Annotated in this window: 17 protein-coding genes and 1 pseudogene; 9 read left to right on the forward strand and 9 right to left on the reverse strand. The window is 54.6% G+C overall.

Annotated features, from left to right (window positions below; genetic code table 11):
* Window positions 1-433: 433 nt before the first annotated feature.
* The 7 genes and pseudogenes from FCN80_RS26725 to gorA form a co-directional block, all read left to right on the forward strand.
* Window positions 434-1,179 (forward strand): annotated as a pseudogene (locus tag FCN80_RS26725) (NADH:flavin oxidoreductase); the annotation flags it as partial.
* A gap of 219 nt (window positions 1,180-1,398) precedes the next feature.
* A complete protein-coding gene (locus FCN80_RS26730; protein WP_306767858.1) occupies window positions 1,399-2,010 on the forward strand; it encodes an FAD-dependent oxidoreductase in 612 nt (203 codons plus the stop codon).
* 183 nt (window positions 2,011-2,193) lie between these two features.
* Window positions 2,194-2,367: a hypothetical protein gene (locus tag FCN80_RS26405; protein WP_170975335.1), complete on the forward strand. Its 174-nt coding sequence runs from the start codon at window positions 2,194-2,196 to the stop codon at window positions 2,365-2,367.
* A gap of 15 nt (window positions 2,368-2,382) precedes the next feature.
* Complete coding sequence (locus FCN80_RS27405; protein WP_373880323.1) at window positions 2,383-2,679, forward strand: helix-turn-helix domain-containing protein; 297 nt, start codon at window positions 2,383-2,385, stop codon at window positions 2,677-2,679.
* A 48-nt stretch (window positions 2,680-2,727) separates the two neighbouring features.
* Window positions 2,728-3,123, forward strand: a complete 396-nt coding sequence (locus tag FCN80_RS07155; RefSeq protein ID WP_136989425.1) for an aldolase/citrate lyase family protein — start codon at window positions 2,728-2,730, stop codon at window positions 3,121-3,123.
* Between the two features lie 278 nt (window positions 3,124-3,401).
* Window positions 3,402-4,244 (forward strand): 23S rRNA (adenine(2030)-N(6))-methyltransferase RlmJ, encoded by an 843-nt coding sequence (locus FCN80_RS07160; protein WP_136989426.1) that lies wholly within the window; start codon window positions 3,402-3,404, stop codon window positions 4,242-4,244.
* A gap of 104 nt (window positions 4,245-4,348) precedes the next feature.
* Complete coding sequence (gene gorA / locus FCN80_RS07165; RefSeq protein WP_136989428.1) at window positions 4,349-5,704, forward strand: glutathione-disulfide reductase; 1,356 nt, start codon at window positions 4,349-4,351, stop codon at window positions 5,702-5,704.
* A 139-nt stretch (window positions 5,705-5,843) separates the two neighbouring features.
* Here the strand turns inward: gorA and FCN80_RS07170 are convergent, their stop codons facing one another.
* The 7 genes from FCN80_RS07170 to FCN80_RS07200 form a co-directional block, all read right to left on the reverse strand.
* Window positions 5,844-7,286, reverse strand: coding sequence for a SulP family inorganic anion transporter (locus FCN80_RS07170; protein WP_136989430.1), 1,443 nt, complete (start codon window positions 7,284-7,286; stop codon window positions 5,844-5,846).
* Window positions 7,287-7,304: 18 nt separating this feature from the next.
* Window positions 7,305-8,210, reverse strand: a complete 906-nt coding sequence (locus FCN80_RS07175) for a formylglycine-generating enzyme family protein (RefSeq protein WP_136989432.1) — start codon at window positions 8,208-8,210, stop codon at window positions 7,305-7,307.
* 205 nt (window positions 8,211-8,415) lie between these two features.
* The gene (locus FCN80_RS07180) at window positions 8,416-9,789 is read right to left on the reverse strand and encodes an arylsulfatase (protein ID WP_136989434.1); all 1,374 of its coding nucleotides are present in this window, start codon (window positions 9,787-9,789) and stop codon (window positions 8,416-8,418) included.
* Window positions 9,790-9,835: 46 nt separating this feature from the next.
* Window positions 9,836-10,699: an ABC transporter ATP-binding protein gene (locus FCN80_RS07185; protein WP_136989436.1), complete on the reverse strand. Its 864-nt coding sequence runs from the start codon at window positions 10,697-10,699 to the stop codon at window positions 9,836-9,838.
* On the reverse strand, window positions 10,686-11,285 hold the full coding sequence (locus tag FCN80_RS07190; protein ID WP_230492540.1) for an ABC transporter permease: 600 nt from the start codon (window positions 11,283-11,285) through the stop codon (window positions 10,686-10,688). The genes FCN80_RS07185 and FCN80_RS07190 overlap by 14 nt, the downstream gene beginning before the upstream one ends.
* A 313-nt stretch (window positions 11,286-11,598) precedes the next feature.
* Complete coding sequence (locus FCN80_RS07195; RefSeq protein WP_136989439.1) at window positions 11,599-12,978, reverse strand: ABC transporter substrate-binding protein; 1,380 nt, start codon at window positions 12,976-12,978, stop codon at window positions 11,599-11,601.
* A gap of 112 nt (window positions 12,979-13,090) precedes the next feature.
* Window positions 13,091-13,882 (reverse strand): GntR family transcriptional regulator, encoded by a 792-nt coding sequence (locus FCN80_RS07200; RefSeq protein WP_136989441.1) that lies wholly within the window; start codon window positions 13,880-13,882, stop codon window positions 13,091-13,093.
* A 452-nt stretch (window positions 13,883-14,334) separates the two neighbouring features.
* Between FCN80_RS07200 and FCN80_RS07205 the strand changes: the two genes are divergently transcribed.
* Complete coding sequence (locus tag FCN80_RS07205; RefSeq protein WP_136989443.1) at window positions 14,335-15,039, forward strand: DUF554 domain-containing protein; 705 nt, start codon at window positions 14,335-14,337, stop codon at window positions 15,037-15,039.
* A 95-nt stretch (window positions 15,040-15,134) separates the two neighbouring features.
* Window positions 15,135-16,262 carry a GNAT family N-acetyltransferase gene (locus tag FCN80_RS07210; protein WP_136989445.1) on the forward strand — a complete coding sequence of 376 codons (1,128 nt, stop codon included), beginning with the start codon at window positions 15,135-15,137 and terminating at the stop codon, window positions 16,260-16,262.
* 21 nt (window positions 16,263-16,283) lie between these two features.
* On the opposite strand, the gene FCN80_RS07215 is transcribed toward FCN80_RS07210, so the two are convergent.
* Together FCN80_RS07215 and arcA are read right to left on the reverse strand one after the other, a co-directional pair.
* The gene (locus FCN80_RS07215) at window positions 16,284-18,116 is read right to left on the reverse strand and encodes an ABC transporter ATP-binding protein (protein ID WP_136989447.1); all 1,833 of its coding nucleotides are present in this window, start codon (window positions 18,114-18,116) and stop codon (window positions 16,284-16,286) included.
* Between the two features lie 386 nt (window positions 18,117-18,502).
* Window positions 18,503-19,771 carry an arginine deiminase gene (gene arcA, locus FCN80_RS07220; RefSeq protein WP_136989448.1) on the reverse strand — a complete coding sequence of 423 codons (1,269 nt, stop codon included), beginning with the start codon at window positions 19,769-19,771 and terminating at the stop codon, window positions 18,503-18,505.
* Window positions 19,772-19,774 lie beyond the last annotated feature (3 nt).

The following is a 19,774-nucleotide window of genomic DNA, read 5'->3' on the forward strand; positions in this document are numbered from 1 at the left end:
ATCGCATTTACTTATACTTTCTCTTTTAACAGGGTTGTGTAAAGTACGTTACAGATAAAAACAACGCACCTGATATAAGTATCGAAAACACATACCAATAGTCTCCGGGGAAAATAAATTTCGAGGGCGTTAAAAACGCGAGAGCATAGGAATTATCTATGACAGGCAAAGATAACTTTCAGCTAACGTGTTCACGGCAACGCGTAACAACAAACATTGTCGCGGCATTTAGCGGTCATGAGGCTGAATAGCCGGCTGAGTTGATCGCGTCCAATTTTTATAATTTTTTTATCGGGAGCCTGTATGAAGAGGACCCTTGTATCACCAGCTTATTTCGCGGGGAAGGGGCATGAAAAAAGTGGATTATGGCGTCTTGTTTGAGAAAGTCAAAATAGGCCCTTTGGTATTAAAAAACCGTTTCGTCATGGCGCCCATGTCTGTGCATATGAGCCATGACGGCAGTGTCACCCCGGAAGAAATCGCCTTCTATGAACGCCGGGCCAGAGGCGGAGCGGCGATGCTTATCGTGGGTTCGGTCTGTATCATTCCGGTCGGGAAACCAGCATTGACGTCACAGGGTATCAACCCGTTGCACCCTCTTATTTTGAGCCTGAAATCTATTCGATTTTCAAAGCCGAGTATTCTCCCCCCAGAGAATTGACCACCGGAGAAGTCGCCCATTATGTGGAATATTTTGCCCAAGCGATATGGCGCGCCAAACAAGCCGGCTTCGATTCAGTAGAGCTGCACGGCGCTCATGGCTATCTCATCTGCGCTTTTATGTCGCCACTGACCAACAAAAGAACAGACCGCTATGGTGGGAGTTTTCTGGGAAGGATGCAATTCATTACGGAAATCATGGAGCGTTCTCGGGAACGGGTGGGAGATTATCCGATAAGTATCCGTATCGTCGGTGATGAGTGCCGCGATGGCGGCATTGACCCCCATTTGTCCGTCCGCATTGCCCGTTACCTTGAAAAACTGGGGGTGGCGGCAATAAGCGTATCGGCAGGGATGTACCCGTATATCCGTACCGTACCGAATACCTATCATAAGAAAGGCGTAAATCTCTATCTGGCGGAAAATATCCGCGATGCGGTGAGTATTCCGGTAATGGCCGCCGGGCAGTTAAGTTCTCCGGATATCCAGACGGAAGCGATTACCCGAAAAAAAGCGGACGTGATTGCGCTGGGCAGGGCGCTCATCGCCGATCCCGATTACCCAAACAAGTTACCGCGGGGAGATCTTGACGATATCGTTTATTGTATCGCCTGCAACAAAGGATGCCATGACCGCACCGCCGGAGAACGGGCGGTGAAATGCATGCTCAACGTGCAAACGGACAGGGAAACACAAGCCGCTTACGCAATAAAACACGCGGAACGCACACAACAGGTGATGGTGGCCGGCGCCGGACCCGCCGGCATGGAGGCGGCCCGGGTGGTCGCCCTGCAAGGTCACAACGTCTCGCTGTTTGACGCCGCCGGGGATATCGGCGGGAAAATCGTGCAATCCGCACTGGCGCCCGGTAAAGAAAGCTATCTTGATGTGCTGGCTTACCTTCGACGTCAATTGGCCAGGTTACAGGTAAAAATTTATACCGGCCGCCGCATAACCCAAAACGACATTATCGACCTGGCTTATGACGCCATTGTGGTTGCCACGGGTTCAGTGGATAAAACCCCTGCGATCGCCGGGTTGGTCCCCGGGAAAATGATGTCCACCGAAAGCGTTTTTTCGCATCCTGAGCGGGTGGGCGACAGAGCGGTCATCATTGGCGGCGGGGACGTGGGCGCGGAGTTGGCGCATTTTATTATGTCGGTCAGAAAGGTCGAGATCTTTATTATTGATCCCCAGGAACATATCGCACACGGCATGCCTCAGGATTCAAGAATCTGTCTGCTTGACGAACTGAAAACAGATACTCAGTTGCACATTATCAGCCGGCGCGTGTCAGCCGAATTGATAACGATAAGGTTTTTTATACCCAGGACGGTGGCGAGCGCTTAGTCGAATCTATTGACAATATCATTCTTTCCACAGGGGCCAGATATGATGACTCGCTAAAGGCGTCTTTGAAAAAGATCAATGAAAACATAGAAATTATCGGTGATGTGGAACAACCGGGCGATATGGTTAAGGCAATTCGTCAGGGATATGAAACGGCCTTGAAAATCTAGCTGAGGGTATATCATGAAAATCTGGGCAGTAATGATGGGGTTTGAATTTTTGCTTTTTGGCGTTGCCGCAATAATGGTCATTATCTGGATGCGCCAACCGGATGATCATTTAGACGACATGCTGAAGGAAATTGAGCGGCAAGACCTTAACCGGCTTTCGAATGAAAAAGTCACAGGGGCGGAATGAAATGAATAACCGGACATGTTCAATTTTCTTATTTTCGATTCAATCAACCAAAGCTATAACAGCGCGTTCGTGAGGGTCTGTAACTTTCTTTACCTTTATTCTGAATATATGAACAACGCTGGAAACCCGTTCTGCGATATTAACCTCACACATGAAGAGATCTCCAATGTCGTCGCGGTTTCCCGTGTTCAGGTCTCTTACATCATCAGTAAACTCAAAAAAGAGTTGGTGATTTCCTCTTCGCGGGGAAGGTTAAGGGTAGAAAACAAGGCGCTACTGGGTAAATATTGCTCAGGGGAAACATTGGGATAACTGTTTTTCCGAAGGCCATGCTCCATTTGTTAGCAAGAAGGTGACCTGATGTCAGATAATGCGTTTTTTTCAAAAACCGGTACGTTCTGCCAATTAATGAGTCCGGTAGCCGCGGAATGTCTTTGCCATGCCGGATTCGATTTTCTTATTGCGGATGCGGAACACTCTCCGCTGTCGGATGCCGACCTGCTTCACATGATTCAGGCCACCAGCCGTTGGCCGGAAAAGTTGTTCGTCAGGACCAAAGATGCGTCGCGCGCCACGCTGCTGCGCGCTCTTGATCTGGGCCCCGCCGGAATTATCATTCCCGATGTCCATCATCTCGAGCAAATCTGCGCCATCGACCACATAATCCAGGCGTGTAAAGCGCATCTGAAAATCGCCATGATCTTCGCTGCCGATAAACCGATGGCGACGCGCTATGCCCAACGGGGATTCGATTAGGTTGCCATAGGCACCGATACCCAGTTTATGCTGCAAGGCGCGGCAGCGGCGCAGTAACGGCCCGCCCGCCTCTCCCGCCCAAACGCCCCGGGTGTTCCGCGCCCGGCGGATACAGCGGGCCTTCACCTGTCTGCAACTTGCCGGCCATTCGGTATATAATGGGCCTATTCAGTTCTGCGCTGAGCCGGACCAGAGACGGCGATGAAAAGCCCTGCGGGGCAGTGAGAATACCCGGACTGATTTTTAATTAACGCCATACCCCAATCGGATATCAACCCATGCTCAGTTACCGCCACAGCTTCCACGCCGGGAACCATGCCGATGTGCTCAAGCACAGCACATTAAGCCTGATCCTGACCGCCATGCAAGAAAAGGAAAAACCGTTCCTTTATCTGGATACCCACGCGGGGGCCGGCCGTTATCTTTTGCATAGCGAACACGCCGAGCGGACCGGCGAGTATCAGGACGGTATCGGCAGAATCTGGCAGCGCGAGGATTGCCCGGCGTTGCTGGAACCCTATCTGCGGGTCATTCGCCATTACAATCGCGGCGACTCGTTGCGCTATTACCCCGGTTCGCCGCTCATCGCCCGCCAGTTATTACGCGATCAGGACCGACTGCGCATGACCGAGCTGCATCCCAGCGATTACCCCTTGTTGCGCGGCGAATTCCAGAAAGATCGCCGGGCGGAAGTCGCGCGCGCCGACGGCTATCAGCAGTTGAAATCGCGCTTACCGCCGTCGTCGCGGCGCGGCGTCATCCTTATCGACCCACCTTACGAGCTGAAAACGGATTATCAGGATGTGGTGGCCGGTATCCAGGAAGGCTACAAACGTTTCGCCACCGGCGTCTATGCGCTATGGTATCCTGTGGTCTTGCGCCAGCAGGTCAAACGCCTACTGACGGCGTTGGAACAGACCGGTATCCGCCGCATCCTGCAAATCGAACTGGCGGTGCGCCCGGACAACGATCACCGTGGCATGACCGCTTCCGGCATGCTTGTTATTAATCCGCCCTGGATGCTGGAACAACAGATGAACATCTTACTGCCCTGGCTGCACCAGGCGCTGGTGCCCGAAGGCATCGGCCATACGCTGGTTCGCTGGGTAACGCCGGAGTAGGGCCGGCATCCGTCGCGCCTATCGGAAAGATTGACGCAAACTTTGCGACAAATCTCGCCGGCGCGTTACACTTGCCCCATTTCACTCACCTGTAGGGATAACCCATGAGCAGACATTACGATTACCTTGCCATTGGCGGCGGTAGCGGCGGTATCGCATCCATCAACCGGGCGGCCATGTACGGCCGTAAATGCGCGCTAATCGAGGCCAAATACCTGGGCGGCACCTGCGTGAATGTCGGCTGCGTCCCGAAAAAAGTGATGTGGCATGCCGCTCAGATAGCCGAGGCCATCAAATTGTACGGGCCGGATTACGGCTTTGACGCCACCATCAACCGTTTCGACTGGCAAACGCTGGTTAACAGTCGCAGCGCCTATATCGATCGCATTCATCAATCTTACGAACGGGTGCTGGACAATAATAAGGTGGATGTCATCCGCGGCTTCGCCCGTTTCGTGGACGCCCACACGGTTGAGGTTAACGGCGAGCGTATCACCGCCGATCATATACTCATCGCCACCGGCGGCCGGCCTAGCCGCTTCGACATCCCCGGTCAGGAATACGGCATTGATTCAGACGGCTTTTTCGCATTGGACGCCATGCCTCGCCGGGTGGCGGTGGTGGGCGCCGGATACATCGCGGTGGAGATCGCCGGCGTGCTCAACGCCCTCGGCGCCGAAACCCATTTGTTCGTGCGCCGGCACGCGCCGCTGCGAACCTTCGACCCAATCATTATCGACACGCTGGTAGAGGTCATGAACAGCGAAGGCCCGGCGTTGCATCCCGGCTCGATTCCGCGGGACATTGAGAAAAACCGCGACGGAAGCCTGACGCTGACGCTGGAAAATGGCCAAGCTTTCGTGGTGGACGCCCTGATCTGGGCCATCGGCCGCGAACCCTCCACCGACAATCTGAACCTGGCCGCCGCCGGGGTGGAAACCGACGGCAACGGCTATATTCAAGTGGATAAATACCAGAATACCACTGTCCCGGGCATCTACGCCGTGGGCGACAACACCGGGGCGGTGGAATTGACGCCGGTGGCGATCGCCGCCGGGCGCCGTCTGTCTGAACGGCTGTTCAATGGCAAACCGGAAGAACATTTGGACTATCACCTGATCCCCACCGTGGTGTTCAGCCACCCGCCTATCGGCACCATCGGCTTGACCGAGCCGCAGGCCATTGAAAAATACGGCGAGAAGGAAGTCACCCTCTACAAAACCAGCTTCACCTCCATGTATACCGCCGTGACATCCCATCGGCAGCCTTGCCGGATGAAACTGGTGTGTGTCGGCCCCGACGAGAAAATCGTGGGGCTGCACGGCATCGGATTCGGAATGGATGAAATCTTGCAGGGTTTCGCGGTGGCCATCAAGATGGGCGCCACCAAACGGGACTTCGACAACACCGTCGCCATCCATCCGACAGCGGCTGAAGAATTGGTCACCATGCGGCGTTAACGCGGCAATCCCTGTCCTCGCCCAAACGACGTCAGGGCGCCGGCGGTTGCCGCCGGCGCCCTGTGTCTTGTCAGATAGCGCAAAACCGTTTCCGGCAATCGTCAAATTTACCGTCGCGAACACCCCGGTACGGGCCGGGCTAATTGTACTCCGACAGGGTTTGATGAAAATACTGGCTCTGGCTGTCTAATCCGGTCAGATGCACGCGTTTATCAAGCCCCTGGTATTGGGTGCAAATCGCGTCCAACGCGGCCACTGTCGAGGCATCCCAGATAGTGGCATGGGAAAAATCGATCTCCACCTCGGGCGGATCGTCGTGGTAGCTAAAACAGGTATACAAATCATTGCTGCTGGCAAAAAACAACGGTCCCTCCACGCGATAACGCACGCGCGGCGCCAAAGGCTCCAGTAGGCGGGTGACGTTAATCACATGGGAAACCCGGCGGGCAAACAACAGCATCGCCATAACGGATCCCACCACCACGCCCAGCGCGAGATTGCTGGTAAACACGGTCACGCCGACGCACAACAACATGATAAAGGATTCCGAAACGGGCATCTTTTTTAAGGTGGCCGGTCGCACGCTGTGCCAGTCGATGGTTTTGAGCGACACCACAACCATAATACCCGCCAGTACCACCATGGGAATCCGCGCCATCACATCGCTGAGCACCGTTACCAGCAACAACAACACGATCCCCGCAATCAACGTGGATAACCGGGTACGGGCGCGGCCCAGTTCGACATTGACCATGGTCTGCCCGATCATCGCGCAGCCGGCCACGCCGCCGTAAAATCCGGCCAGCAGATTCCCGACCCCAAGCGCCCAGGATTCACGGGTTTTATCGGACTGGCTGTCGGTCATGGCGTCGACCAGTTTCGCCGTCAGCAAGGTCTCCATCAGCCCCACCAGCGCCATACTCAGGGCGGTGGGAAACACAATGCCCAGTGTCTCGAGATTAAGCGGCACGCTGAGTCGATTCCAGTCCGGTAATCCGGGCGTCATCATGCCTTCATCGCCCACGGTCGGAATCGCGATGCCGCCGAACCAGACCAGCAGCGTAATCGCCACAACCGCTATCAAGGGGGCGGGCAACCGTGTGGTGAGCCGGGGGAAAAACACCACGATCAGCACCGTGAGGGCGAATAAGGGATATAAGAGCAGTTGATGACCGATGATATGCGGCAACTGCGCCATAAGAATCAACAAACCCAGCGCATTCACAAAACCGGTCATCACCGAACGGGGAATATAGCGCATCATCTTGGCGAATCCCGCCATACCGAAGATAATTTGTATTACACCGCACAATAAGATGGCCGGCAGCAGATACGCCAGACCGTGGCTGCGCACCATAGGGCCGACCACCAGCGCTACCGACCCCGCCGCTGCCGTCACCATCGCCGGACGGCCGCCGAGAATGGATAACGTCAGGCACAGCACCACCGAGGCGATTAAACTGACTTTGGGCGACACGCCGGAAATCACCGAAAAAGAAATCACTTCCGGCACCAGCGCCAGCGCCGTTACCACGCCGGCCAATGCTTCATTGACCCATTTTCCCGCTGACAAGGTCGTCATACAGCCTCCTGCACACTATCAGCCTTGAGTGATACACCGAAAACCAATATGGTTGGTGGCGGTGTCTAGGGTTTGTCCCTGGCGCGCGGCCGGACGATAACGCAGGCAATAGCTGGGCGCGCACAGGTGCGAACCGCCTTTCACCACTTTGCGTTGCCGCGTGGGGTCTGCCGCCGCCGGCGCACAGCAGCTACGCGGCGCGGTCGCGTCATGGCGAGGGGTATAGTCGCTGCGCGTCCATTCCCACACATTGCCGACCACATCGAACAGACCATAGCCATTGGGGGGATACGACATCACCGGCGAAGTGCCTTCATAGCCGTCTTCCGCCAGGTTTTCCCATGGGAAGCGCCCCTGCCAGGTATTGGCCATAAAACGCCCCTCCAGCGTGAAATCGTCCCCCCAGGGGTAGGTGGCGCCATCCAGGCCTCCGCGCGCCGCGTACTCCCATTGCGCTTCGTCGGGCAACACGCCGCCAGCCCAGGCGGCATACGCCATGGCGTCGCCGAATGTCACCTGCACGACGGGATGATTCCCGCGGGCGTCGACGTTGCTGTCCGGCCCCTCGGGATGACGCCAGCAGGCGCCTGGCACATATGCCCACCAAGCGCGGTAATCCCGCAGACTGACCGGTCCGTTCGGGCGCGTGAACACCAGCGAGCCGGGCACCAGCAACGCCGGATCGGCCTCTGGATACAGCGCCGGGTCCGGCGGCAGTTCCGCAAAGGTGCGATAGCCGGTTTGTTCGACGAAACGGGCGAATTGCGCATTGGTGACCAGATGTTTATCCATATGAAACGCCGCTACGGCCACTTGTCGAATCGGGCGTTCCTCCGGATAAAAATTCTCCGACCCCATAGCGAAAGTCCCTGCGGGAATAAACACGCGTTGATGCTGAGGCTCGGAAATCGACATAATTCGCATAAAGCTATCTCCGATGTTCAGGGACAGGGAAACCCCTGCCCCTGACGGGCATAATTAACTCTCTTCTTCATACTTCACGTTGCCGCTTTGTTGGCCGCGCTCATTCACCCCAGTTTCATCGTTGGCTATGCTCCTGGGACGCCCCCGCTTGCCGCCGCAATGCGACTCGAAATATTTAGAATATATTACGGTTTGTCAGCGTGTCTTATTTCGCGTCGATATGACTGTCCGGAATAAAATCCAGCGCGGATCCTGGCGGTATTAAAGCTTCTTGTTTCACCGAACTCTCGAATTCCCGAACCACCCGATGCGCGTGCTGCATTACCCACCAACGGACATAGCGCTGGTTAACGGCTTCACGTTCTTTAGGGTCTTCCTGGAGATGGGTAATACGGGCGAAGCCAAGCGGTAATTCCGGATCATGAAAATGCTGCTGGCGCTTAAAGTTGATTTTGAAGTCTTTCCATTTTACCGCGTGTAATTCATCATTCAGCCATACCATGCAGGCTTCGCGATTGGAATTTTCCTGCTGATTCAGGAAAAACGCGCTTTGATCGATACCATCGATAATTCGGTCCTGCGGGACATCGCATTGGGCGAATTTGGCCAACGTGGTAAACATGTCCGTCACATGGATCATTTCATTGCTTTCAATACCCGGCTGGATATGGCCCGGCCAGCGAATCAGCAACGGGGTACGGATACCGCCTTCGGCGGAGCTGAAGTAAGAACCGTCAAAGAAACCGCCGGTTCCGCGCCCCGCGAGGTGATCCTCCGCGCCGTTGTCGCCGCACATCACCACAATGGTATTTTCCGCCACGCCCAACGTGTCCAGGTGATCCAGCAATACGCCGAAATCGTTGTCCAGCATAAGCAGGCAATCGCCCCAGTCGCCGTTCGTGCTTTTACCCACGAACTCGTCGCGGGGAATCATGGGGAAATGCATCAGGGAATGGTTGAAGTAAACAAAAAAGGGCTGATCGTCCGCCACTTGCTTGTCCATAAACGCTTTGCTGCGGTTCAGATATTCCAGGTCGCAGCTTTTTTTCATGTCCATGGTCAGTTGCTGATCCTTAAGGGGCCAGCACCCTTCCCCTTTACGTCCTTCATGCATATATGAGAAGCCATCCCGTTCCGCCACATAGTGCGGATCTTCCAGCCACATGCATTCATCATAAGTTCTAAGCGGTCCATACCATTCATCAAAGCCGTGATCGATAGGCCAGCGACCGTCTTCGGCACCGATATGCCATTTACCGTAGCAGGCCGATTTATAGCCTTTGTCCTCCAGCAATTCCGCGATGGTTTTTTCCCAGGAGACAATACCGCCGGAGTTGCCGCCCAACGCAATGGTATGATTGCCGGAACGGATCGGGTAGCGTCCGGTCATCAACGCCGAACGGGTCGGCGTGCATTGCGGTTCGACCACGTAATGGGTTAATTTCATCCCTTCTTTCGCGAAATTGTCCATCCGCTTGGTATCCGCGCCGCGCAGGATACCGCCGCCGTAACAGCCTAATTCCCCCATGCCCAGGTTATCGACATGGAAAAAAAGAATATTGGGTTTACGATTTGCCATGAGTGCTTGATCCTCTTTTAATCACACGTAATGTACTTCACGAACGCTAAATAATTTTCTTGACCCCACTGGGGCCTACCTCAGTTCCAAAGCCGGAAAGTCCGCCTTCTTTTAATTCAGTTCCCATCGCCGCCAGCGATTCCTCGCGAATCAACGTCTTCAGCTCATTAACAAGATCAGTGAAAACGGGAGTACGCGTCATCTCCGCGGTGCGGGGGCGCGGCAGGGGCACCGTTAATTCCGCTTTAATCCGCCCGGGGCGCGCGGTCATGACATAAATTTTGTCCGAGAGAAATACCGACTCATCAATGTCATGGGTAATAAACAGCACTGAAAGCCGGAATTTCTGCCAGATATTGGTCAGGATCTCTTGCATTACCGTGCGCGTCTGGGTATCCAGCGCGCCGAACGGCTCATCCATCAGCAATACCTGCGGGCTGGTCGCCAGCGCGCGGACGATACCGATGCGCTGCTTCATGCCCCCGGACAATTGATCGGGATAGTGGTTTTCAAATGCCAGCAACCCGGCCAGCCCCAGCAATGTCCGCGCCTGGGCCTCGCGTTGCGGCGCCGCCACGCCCGACATCTTCAAACCGAACTCGACGTTTTTACGCACGCTCATCCATGGGAACAGCGAATACTGCTGGAATACCACGCCGCGATCGGGGCCGGGTTTCTTGATATTGACGTTATCCACCCGGACGGTGCCGCGCGTTGGCCGCGTAAATCCGGCCAACATGTTCAGTAACGACGACTTACCGCAACCGGAAGGACCTATCAGCGATACAAATTCCCCCGGCCGCACCTTGATGGTCACATCCCTCACCGCCTCGACCTCGGTCTCCCCGGAACCGAACACCACGCCGATGTTGTCGCACTCGACGAAGCCGCGCAGATTACCGTCCGTCATGTTTACCCCCATTCGAGTACGCCAGCCAAGGCACCATCAGCCGGCCAATTAAGCGAATAGCGCTGCTGCAAATCAGCCCGAGCACGCCTATCGTTAACATCCCCAGCACGATCGAGGGGTAGTTCACCAATGAATACGATTCCCAGGTGAAATAGCCCACGCCAAATTGACCGGAGATCATTTCCGCCGCGATAAGCGAAACCCACGCAACCCCCATGCCCACTTCTAGCCCGGTAAAGACGCTTGGCAGAACGCCGGGCAGGAGCACATACAGGAACAGATTGACTTCGCTGGCGCCCAGGCTTTTCGCCGCCCGAATCAAAACGCCGTCCAGCGTGTTGACGCCGTGTACCGTGTTGATCAATATCGGGAAGAACGCCCCCAAAAAGGTGATGAATACAATACTTGACTCACTGCTTGGCCACAGCATGATGGAGATAGGCACCCAGGCTATGGCCGGTATCGGCCTGAGCACTTCAATGGCCGGCATACAAAGTCCATGTATTAATTTATATTTGCCTATTAATATCCCCATCAGCACGCCCAATACCAGGGCGATGAAGAAGCCAAACATAATCCGTTTCATACTTTCATAGATGTTAATCAAGTAATCATTGGATGATGCTACCTGCAATATCTGCTGCCATACTTCATACGGAGTGGGAACGTTACCGAACCGAATGTAAAAATTGATTTTATACTTTGTTCCCAAGTACCAAATTAGAAATAAGATACCAATGGAAATACAAGGCAATACAATCTTATCAAGACGGTTCATCATAACCTGATAATTCACAGTTTTAGATGTCATGGTATAACCCGAATGCCTCGTGCCGTTCTCCGAAGGCTGGTCGATATAAGAGCACATAATGTTACCTTTACATCACTGAGATGTACCGTCAGCTTTTATTGTCCAGTACGTCCTGATATCCTTCTAGCTTGCCGCCATTTTTGTCCGTAAAAGCCTGCGCATCCCCTTTCAGCATAAAGGGCGTGATCACTTTTTTGCCGTTTACCGTATTCACATTGTAAAAAGCGTTGGAAGCGAATACTTTTATTTGTCGAGTGTGATCAATCAAATAAACGGTATCGACCTGCGCGCTTGGCGTTTTGCTCAGGGCGGCGAACGTGCAATCCGGCGAACTGTAAGACACCAGTTCGCCATCTTTCATTAAAATCTGTCCGACCAGGCGCTGATCGGTGATCGCCACTTTGCACTCGGGGTCGAACCCTTTTACACCATAGTTATCGAAACTTTTCAGTTGCTTAGCGTAGTCCATGCCCATTTCTTGATAGGCTTGCTTGATGTACCGGTCATTGACCCAGGCATCAATATTCAGTTCTTTGACCAAATTCATTTTACGGAGCAGGGCATAGTCTTTCTTTAGGGCATCCACCAGAATAGGCTTGATGGTGGAGTCCAGGGTATGGATGCCGTCAGGTCCGAGATAGATGTACGCCACTTCCTTATCAATTTTTGTCCATTGTTCGATCTTTTCCGCGGCCTGGATGGGGTTGGCCTTCAGCCATTGATCGGCGGCGAGTACCGCTTTCAAGTAGCCGACCACGACTTCCGGGTATTTTTGCGCGAAATCCTTACGCACAACAATGCCGTGGAAGGTGGGAATGCCGGTTTCAGCGCCGTCATATATTTTTCGACCGATGCCGCGATAAGACAGCAATTCCGGGAACGGCACAAAATCAGCGTGCGCGTCTATGCGTTTCTCCTGCAAGCTGGTGCTGCCCACCTCCGGCGATTGCGAAATCAGCTTAAAGTAATCAGGCGGCAGACCACGTTCTGCCAACGCATTAACCACCATACCATGCGCAGCCGAGCCAAACGGCACCGACACCACCTTTCCTTTCAGATCGGCAATATCGTAATAGGGCGAATCCTTCGGTACCACAATACCATTACCACTGCCGTAACGGTTATAGGCAATGACCGCCACAAGTTCGGAATTATTGCCCAGTTGCTGTCCTGTGGCGCCGTTCACCAACAGCGGATAGTCGCCCATCATACCAATCTGCAATTTACCGGCAATCATGCTGTTGGTAATGGGAGGACCGGAGGTCGCATTCAACCAGGTGATATTATACTTAACCCCCTGATATTTTCCGGAATGGGGAAGATATTTATCAAGTAATCCCAAATTCTTTATTACCACACCCGCCGTGACGGTATTAGTAGTGGTATCTTGAGTACCTATTCCAATATCAATGGTTTCGGCTGCTTTCAGGCCAGGGACAAACACTGCAGATACGATAAGCAAAAGCATACGGCCTCTCAATTTGAGAGAATTCACCATCTTCATATCAAACCCTCATATTTTGATTGAAAGTCAATACATCAAACATCAACTCCACACAAAAATCCGGACCAGATAAACGTTACTGCCCGCCTACTTTATTGACGCGGAAATTAAACTGGAATGTATCGCCGCGATAATAAAGATGTTCAAATTCGATAGGTTTACCGACAACCGTATGCACAGTGCGATCAATCATTAAAATTGGCGCCCCTTCCTCGATATTCAGATGGGTTGCATATTCCTCATTCGCCAGACCGGAACTGATTTGTAAATCCGCATGCCCCAGAGGAATATAAAGTTCTTCCTCTAAAATGTGAAAAATGTCCTTGGTGGTAAAGTCCGCGTCACGTAAACGCTCGCCTATCTCATGTATGATGTAAGTGACATCAACAGAAATCGGTTCCCGGTTTAAAAAACGCAAACGTTTCAGTTCCGTCACGTCGACGCCGGTGGTTAAGTTGAGCTTTTCCACCACCAATGCCGGCGCGCGCACGGTGTTGAACGACAGCAGTCGCGAATGCGTCTCATAACCCATCTGCCGCATAGCGATACCGAACCCCTGTAGCTGCCCGAGATCCTGGGTCGCCCTGGGGCCCGCCACAAACGTTCCCTTGCCATGGACTTTGAACACAAGCCCTTCGCTTTGCAAATCGTTGAGCGCCTGGCGGATGGTAATGCGGCTAACGCTGAACACCTCCATCATTTCACTTTCCGACGGCATTTTCTGATTGGGGCTGTAGACCCCCTCGAGAATTTTCGCGCGCAGATATTCTTTGATCTGAATGTACAAAGGACTCGACGGATCGAACTGGAGCGCCTGCAGTGACCCCAGGTCATCGGCAATCGCTTTATTCTCTTTCTTGGGTTCCATTTCGGTTATCTTTTATTCACTCAGCATAACATGTTATAACGTGTTGCAGGAAACATGCCAACACCAGCAACGTCCACATTACATTGATTTGATTAATAAGATACATTAGCGCATGGTTGCCTACGTTTCGTTAACATGCGCGAATGCAGTGCAAAAACAGGTCAACCTGCACCATAACATAACACTGCCCGGGTGCCGACGACGACAACCCGGGCTCGCAAAACGCCGGCCGAAAAGACGGCCATCGTTGCATGCTCCCCACTGCGCCAAAGGATCGTAATACCATTTATTGGTTCACATTATCAGTGATATAGGCTTATTAATTCTCATTTTTCAGAAAAAATAACTAAAAAAATGAAATATAAAAGCAAAATATGTTGGAGAGTATTTTGCATGTCCAGTACCGTCCGCGTTATCATCCGGGCGTTTTTTCGCTAAGAGGAGAGCGTTGCGTGATCGGGCCATTTATCAACAGTGCCGCCATTGTGTTGGGCGGATTGGCGGGAGTCATGCTTGCTCGCTATGTCCCCAAGAGATTGGAGGAAGGTTTACCCGCCATTTTTGCCCTGAGTTCGATTTTCATCGGGATTAATATGGCGGCTAAAGTTCACTTTATGCCGGTGGTGGTTTTGGCGATGATAAGCGGCACGGCGCTGGGCGAGCTGTTTTTTTTAGAGCGCGGCGTGAAATGGAGCGCGGACAAAACCCGCCTGGCCCTGGCGCGGGTGATTCGCGTGCGCAATACCTTGCCGGCGAACGAGTTCGCGCAAAACTTCACGGCCATGATCGTGTTGTTTTGCGCCAGCGGATTGGGCGTGGTGGGTTCGCTGACGGAGGGATTGTCCGGCAACGCGCAACTCTTGCTGATAAAGTCGCTGATGGACTTTTTTACCGCCATGATTTTCTCACTCTCCCTGGGGGTGAGTATCATTACCATCCCGCAGTTTGCGGTGCAAGCCACGTTAGTGATTCTGGCGCGTTTTATCACCGCCAACATGGACGACATCGCATTCGCCGATTTCTCTGCCTGCGGCGGCATTATCATGATCGCCGTCGGATTGCGCATCGCGCAAATCAAGATTTTTTCAGTGGTCAATTTCTTGCCATCGCTGCTTTTTGTGGTTCCGATCTCTTATCTGTGGCGTCATTTCGTCTGATAACGCCCTTGTTCGGACCTGTCCGCGGCGTAACGCCGTCTCCCGCCGCCAGCGTCGTCCGGGATACGTTTCCACACTCAAAAATGGAGATGATCATGCCTTTAACTCTCCTGGCGCGTCTGGCCGAGTTGCCGGCCGGGCAATGGGACGCCCTGGCCCCGGCGGAACAACCGTTCCTAAGCCATGCCTTTCTCTCCACGTTTGAAGAAAGCGGTTGCCTGGACAGGACGTCCGGCTGGCGCCCCGAACATCTGCTTTGGACGGAAAACGGCCATTGCCTGGCCGCCATTCCCGGCTACCGGAAATATCACTCCAGCGGCGAATACGTTTTTGATCACGGCTGGGCCGACGCCTGCCGACGGGCCGGTATTGATTATTATCCCAAATGGCTGGGCGCGGTGCCCTTCAGTCCGGTGACCGGCGCCCGGTTGCTGGGCGACGATACGGCGGCGGCCCGGTTACTGGAAGCCTTGCCGGATTATCTTGCCGACCAGGGCCTCTCTGGCGCGCATATCAACTTCACCGATACGCGCGCCAACCGGTTGATTCAAGCCCGGCCGCATTGGCTGCATCGTCTGGGCTGCCAGTATCACTGGCATAACCGGGGTTATCGCGACTTCCAGGATTTTTTGGATTCACTCAGCTCGCGCAAGCGCAAGCAAATGCGTAAAGAGCGCGGCCAGGTGATCAGCCAGGGGTTTGGGTTCCGCTGGCTGACCGGCGCCGAGGTCAACGAAAGCCAATGGGATTTCGTTTATGCCTGCTACGCCAATACCTATGCTGTCCGGGGACAGACCCCTTACCTGACCCGAGAATTTTTCAGCTTGCTGGCCGAACGGCTGCCCGAGGCTATCCGGGTGGTGCTGGCCGAACGGGCGGACAGCCCCGTCGCCATGGCGTTTTACCTGACGGGGGGGAATACGCTTTATGGCCGTTATTGGGGATGCCTGGCCGAGTTCGACCGGCTGCATTTCGAAACCTGCTTCTATCAAGGGATAGAATACGCCATCAACCAGGGACTGGCCCGCTTCGATGCCGGCGCCCAGGGGGAGCATAAATTGATTCGTGGTTTCGAACCGGTACTGACCGACTCCTGGCACTACCTGCGCCATCCCGGTCTGCATGAAGCCGTGGAGCGATTTTTACTGGAGGAGCGGGAGGCGGTAAGCGCCTGGGCCGATGAAGCCCGCCGCGCGTTGCCCTACCGGCACGAACAGCCCTAGGACCGGCCGACGCCGCCGGCATCAATCGACGCCGACGAAACCGCCGGTCTGGTATTGCCACAACCGCGCATAAAGCCCGTCTTGGCGCAACAACTCGCTATGGCTGCCTATTTCAGCGATGCGGCCCTTGCTCATCACCACCAGGCGATCCATTTTGGCGATGGTGGACAGTCGGTGCGCAATGGCGATGACGGTCTTACCGCGCATCAGCATCTCCAGGCTTTCCTGGATAGCCGCTTCCACCTCCGAATCGAGCGCCGACGTGGCCTCATCCATAATCAGAATCGGCGCGTCCTTGAGCAATACCCGGGCAATGGCGATGCGCTGGCGCTGCCCGCCGGACAGTTTCACCCCCCGCTCGCCCACATGGGCATCCAGGCCGGTTCTTCCCTCGGCGTCCGACAAGAGGGGAATGAACTCATCGGCCCGGGCGCGGTGTATCGCCGCCCACAGCTCGGCGTCGCTGGCGCCGGGCCTGCCGTACAGCAGATTATCGCGGATTGAGCGGTGCAATAACGAGGTATCCTGGGTGATCATGCCGATATTGGCCCGCAAACTTTCCTGGGTAACCCCGGCGATATCCTGTCCGTCAACCAGGATCCTGCCGCCGTTCAGGTCGTATAATCGCAGCAGCAAATTGACCAGGGTGGATTTGCCGGCGCCGGACGGGCCTATCAGGCCGATCTTTTCCCCGGGCCGAATGACCAGATTCAAGCCGTCGATCACGGCGCGGCCCTGACCATAATTGAACGACAGGTCTTCAAAGCGGAGCGCGCCCATATTCACTTTAAGATCCGGCGCCTGCGGACGATCGGTGACGCCGACCGGCTGGGAAATGGTTTGCAGCCCGTCCTGCACCATGCCGATATTTTCAAAAATACCGTTGACCACCCACATGATCCAGCCTGACATATTGACAATGCGAATCACCAGCCCGGTAGCCAGCGCAATGGCGCCGATGCTGATCAAAGACCCATTCCACAGCCAGAGGGACAGTCCCGTGGTGGCGACAATCAGCAGACCGTTCAATACCGTGATCGCCACATCCATACTGGTCACCACACGACTGGCCAACTGGGTCTTTTGGGTTTGATCGGTAATGGCCTCCCGGGCATATTGCCGCTCCAGATCGGTATGGGCGAACAATTTCAGGGTGGCGATATTGGTATAACCGTCAACGATACAACCCATCAACCGGGAACGCGCGGCGGAAGATATCGCTGAGCGGGACTTTACCCGCGGCACGTAATAATACAGACACGCCATGTAGGCGACAATCCACACCAGTAGCGGTACCGTCAGCCGCCAGTCGGCCTCGGCGAACAACACCAGCGAACTGATGGCGTAAATCAGCACGTGCCAGAGGGCATCCACCGCCTGGACCGCCGAGTCGCGCAGGGAATTGCCGGTCTGCATGATGCGCTGCGCGATGCGCCCGGCGAAATCGTTCTGGAAAAATCCCAGGCTTTGGCGCAGCACGTAGTTATGATTTTGCCAGCGGATCATACTGGTCATTCCCGGACTGATGGTCTGGTGAACCAGCAGGTCGTGCAGTCCGATAAACACCGGGCGCAAAACCAGGATAACCAGCGCCATCCACAGCAGCTCGCCGCCATATCGGCGGAAGAAACCGTCGCCGGTAAAGTTGCGGACCAGATCGATAATGCGGCTCAGATAACTGAACATCGCCACCTCGATAAGCGACCCGATGAACCCCACCACCAGCAGGGCGGCAAAGGATGGCCAGACCTGGCGCAGATAGAACAGATAGAAAGGCAAAACCCGGTTCGGCGGCGTCGAACCGGGCGCGTCTCGAAAGACATCGATTATTCTTTCGAAGTGGCGGTACAACATATAAGGCCCCTTGGCTTCAAGCAAAAACGGGACATCATATCCCGTAGGCGATTACCTCAAGAAGAGTAGCTTAGTGCATACGCGTCATCCTTCAAACTGTTTGGTTGGCGGCATGCGATCGCGTCGATTGCCGGGTCGGAGGGCAGAGGGAATGGCCGGGCTATCGCCGGGTTGAGAAAAAGCGTTCCCGGATTCCCCCGCCGTTTCCTGCCACAAGGCAACGGTTCGGGAATCGCGGGAACGCCAGGCACTGCGCAGTCCGTTTAAATACGCATGGGCTATGCCGGATAAGACAACCGGTTTGAAAACCGCCGGTCACCGGCACGCCCGCGCGTCGGACTTTTTATGGTGACTTCCCCTGGTATGGCACTACTTTCCTAACATCATCATTCGAGCGCATCGCGGCTTAACGGACAGGTCATGCAATGCCCGCCGCCCCGCCCGCGCCCTAATTCGCTGCCGACGATTTCAATCACTTCCACGCCTTCTTTACGCAACTGGGTATTGGTCTTGGTGTTGCGGTCGTAAGCCATCACCACCCCGGGCGATAGCGCCACGACATTGTTGCCGCTATCCCATTGCTGGCGCTCGGTGTCGTAATCGTTACCTTCGGTTTCCACCACCCGCAACCGGTTTAGGTTGAGTGCCGCCGCCACCACATCGACGAATCCGCCCTCATCGCGGCTGAGCTTCATTCCGGTGGGACCGCTGTCCGGCCGCAGGGAGAATGTCTTGATCCGATCGACAATGGCGGGATAAAGCGTCACCACATCGCGATCGCAGAAGGTGAACACGGTATCCAGATGCATGGCCGCCCGTAATTTCGGCATCGCAGCGATAATCACGCGTTCCACGCCCGAACGCGGATTGGCGAACAACGAGGCGGCCAATTGGGTAATCGCCTGATGGGAGGTGCGCTCGCTCATGCCGATCAGTACATTTTTATTGCCAATGGGCATGACATCGCCGCCTTCCAGCGTCGCGGTGCCATGGTGCCGGGTCGGATCGCCATACCAGATATCGAAATCAGCATCGGCGAAATCCGGATGAAATTTATAGATAGCGGTCGTCAGCACCGTCTCTTCATGGCGTGCCGGCCAATACAGGGGATTTAGCGTCACCCCGCCATAAATCCAGCAGGTGGTATCCCGGGTGTAAAGGGTATTGGGCAACGGCGGCAACATATATTCGGTAATGCCCACCGCTTCCCGGATAAGCCTTAATTCTTCATTATCATAATGGCCGGCTTCCGCCAGCTCGGAGGTCGACAGTCCGCCAATCAGCACTTCCGCCAGAACCCTGGGCGCCAACCCATCCAGAAAGCTGCGGGTTTCTTGAAGAATGCCCAGCGAGACTTCATTGGGTACGATTTGTTGATCCAAAATCCAGGTCCGAGCCTGGGGATTTTCCAGCGTGGTGGCCAGCAGATTATGCATTTCCAGCACATCAACGCCACGTTCGCGCATTTTGGCGATGAAATCGAAATGATCGCGCTTTGCCCGCTCCACCCACAATACGTCATCAAACAACAGTTCGTCGCAATTGCTGGGCGTCAGGCGATTGTGTGCCCGTCCCGGCGCGCACACCAGCACTTTATTCAGCTTACCCACCTCGGAATAAACGCCATATTTGGCTGGCTCTTTTTTTCGGGTCATAGT

The organism is Martelella alba, assembly GCF_005217455.1.
Classification (GTDB): domain Bacteria; phylum Pseudomonadota; class Gammaproteobacteria; order Enterobacterales; family Enterobacteriaceae; genus Acerihabitans.

Coding starts and splice junctions, on each gene's coding strand:
- FCN80_RS07185 (WP_136989436.1), bottom strand. CDS start 10,699: ATGACGGACGGTAATCTGCGCGGCTTCGTCGAGTGCGACAACATCGGC.
- arcA (WP_136989448.1), bottom strand. CDS start 19,771: ATGACCCGAAAAAAAGAGCCAGCCAAATATGGCGTTTATTCCGAGGTG.
- FCN80_RS07210 (WP_136989445.1), top strand. CDS start 15,135: ATGCCTTTAACTCTCCTGGCGCGTCTGGCCGAGTTGCCGGCCGGGCAA.
- FCN80_RS07160 (WP_136989426.1), top strand. CDS start 3,402: ATGCTCAGTTACCGCCACAGCTTCCACGCCGGGAACCATGCCGATGTG.
- FCN80_RS07180 (WP_136989434.1), bottom strand. CDS start 9,789: ATGGCAAATCGTAAACCCAATATTCTTTTTTTCCATGTCGATAACCTG.
- gorA (WP_136989428.1), top strand. CDS start 4,349: ATGAGCAGACATTACGATTACCTTGCCATTGGCGGCGGTAGCGGCGGT.
- FCN80_RS07195 (WP_136989439.1), bottom strand. CDS start 12,978: ATGCTTTTGCTTATCGTATCTGCAGTGTTTGTCCCTGGCCTGAAAGCA.
- FCN80_RS26730 (WP_306767858.1), top strand. CDS start 1,399: ATGGTGGCCGGCGCCGGACCCGCCGGCATGGAGGCGGCCCGGGTGGTC.
- FCN80_RS07175 (WP_136989432.1), bottom strand. CDS start 8,210: ATGCGAATTATGTCGATTTCCGAGCCTCAGCATCAACGCGTGTTTATT.
- FCN80_RS27405 (WP_373880323.1), top strand. CDS start 2,383: ATGTTCAATTTTCTTATTTTCGATTCAATCAACCAAAGCTATAACAGC.
- FCN80_RS07190 (WP_230492540.1), bottom strand. CDS start 11,285: ATGAAACGGATTATGTTTGGCTTCTTCATCGCCCTGGTATTGGGCGTG.
- FCN80_RS07215 (WP_136989447.1), bottom strand. CDS start 18,116: ATGTTGTACCGCCACTTCGAAAGAATAATCGATGTCTTTCGAGACGCG.
- FCN80_RS07155 (WP_136989425.1), top strand. CDS start 2,728: ATGTCAGATAATGCGTTTTTTTCAAAAACCGGTACGTTCTGCCAATTA.
- FCN80_RS07200 (WP_136989441.1), bottom strand. CDS start 13,882: ATGGAACCCAAGAAAGAGAATAAAGCGATTGCCGATGACCTGGGGTCA.
- FCN80_RS26405 (WP_170975335.1), top strand. CDS start 2,194: ATGAAAATCTGGGCAGTAATGATGGGGTTTGAATTTTTGCTTTTTGGC.
- FCN80_RS07170 (WP_136989430.1), bottom strand. CDS start 7,286: ATGACGACCTTGTCAGCGGGAAAATGGGTCAATGAAGCATTGGCCGGC.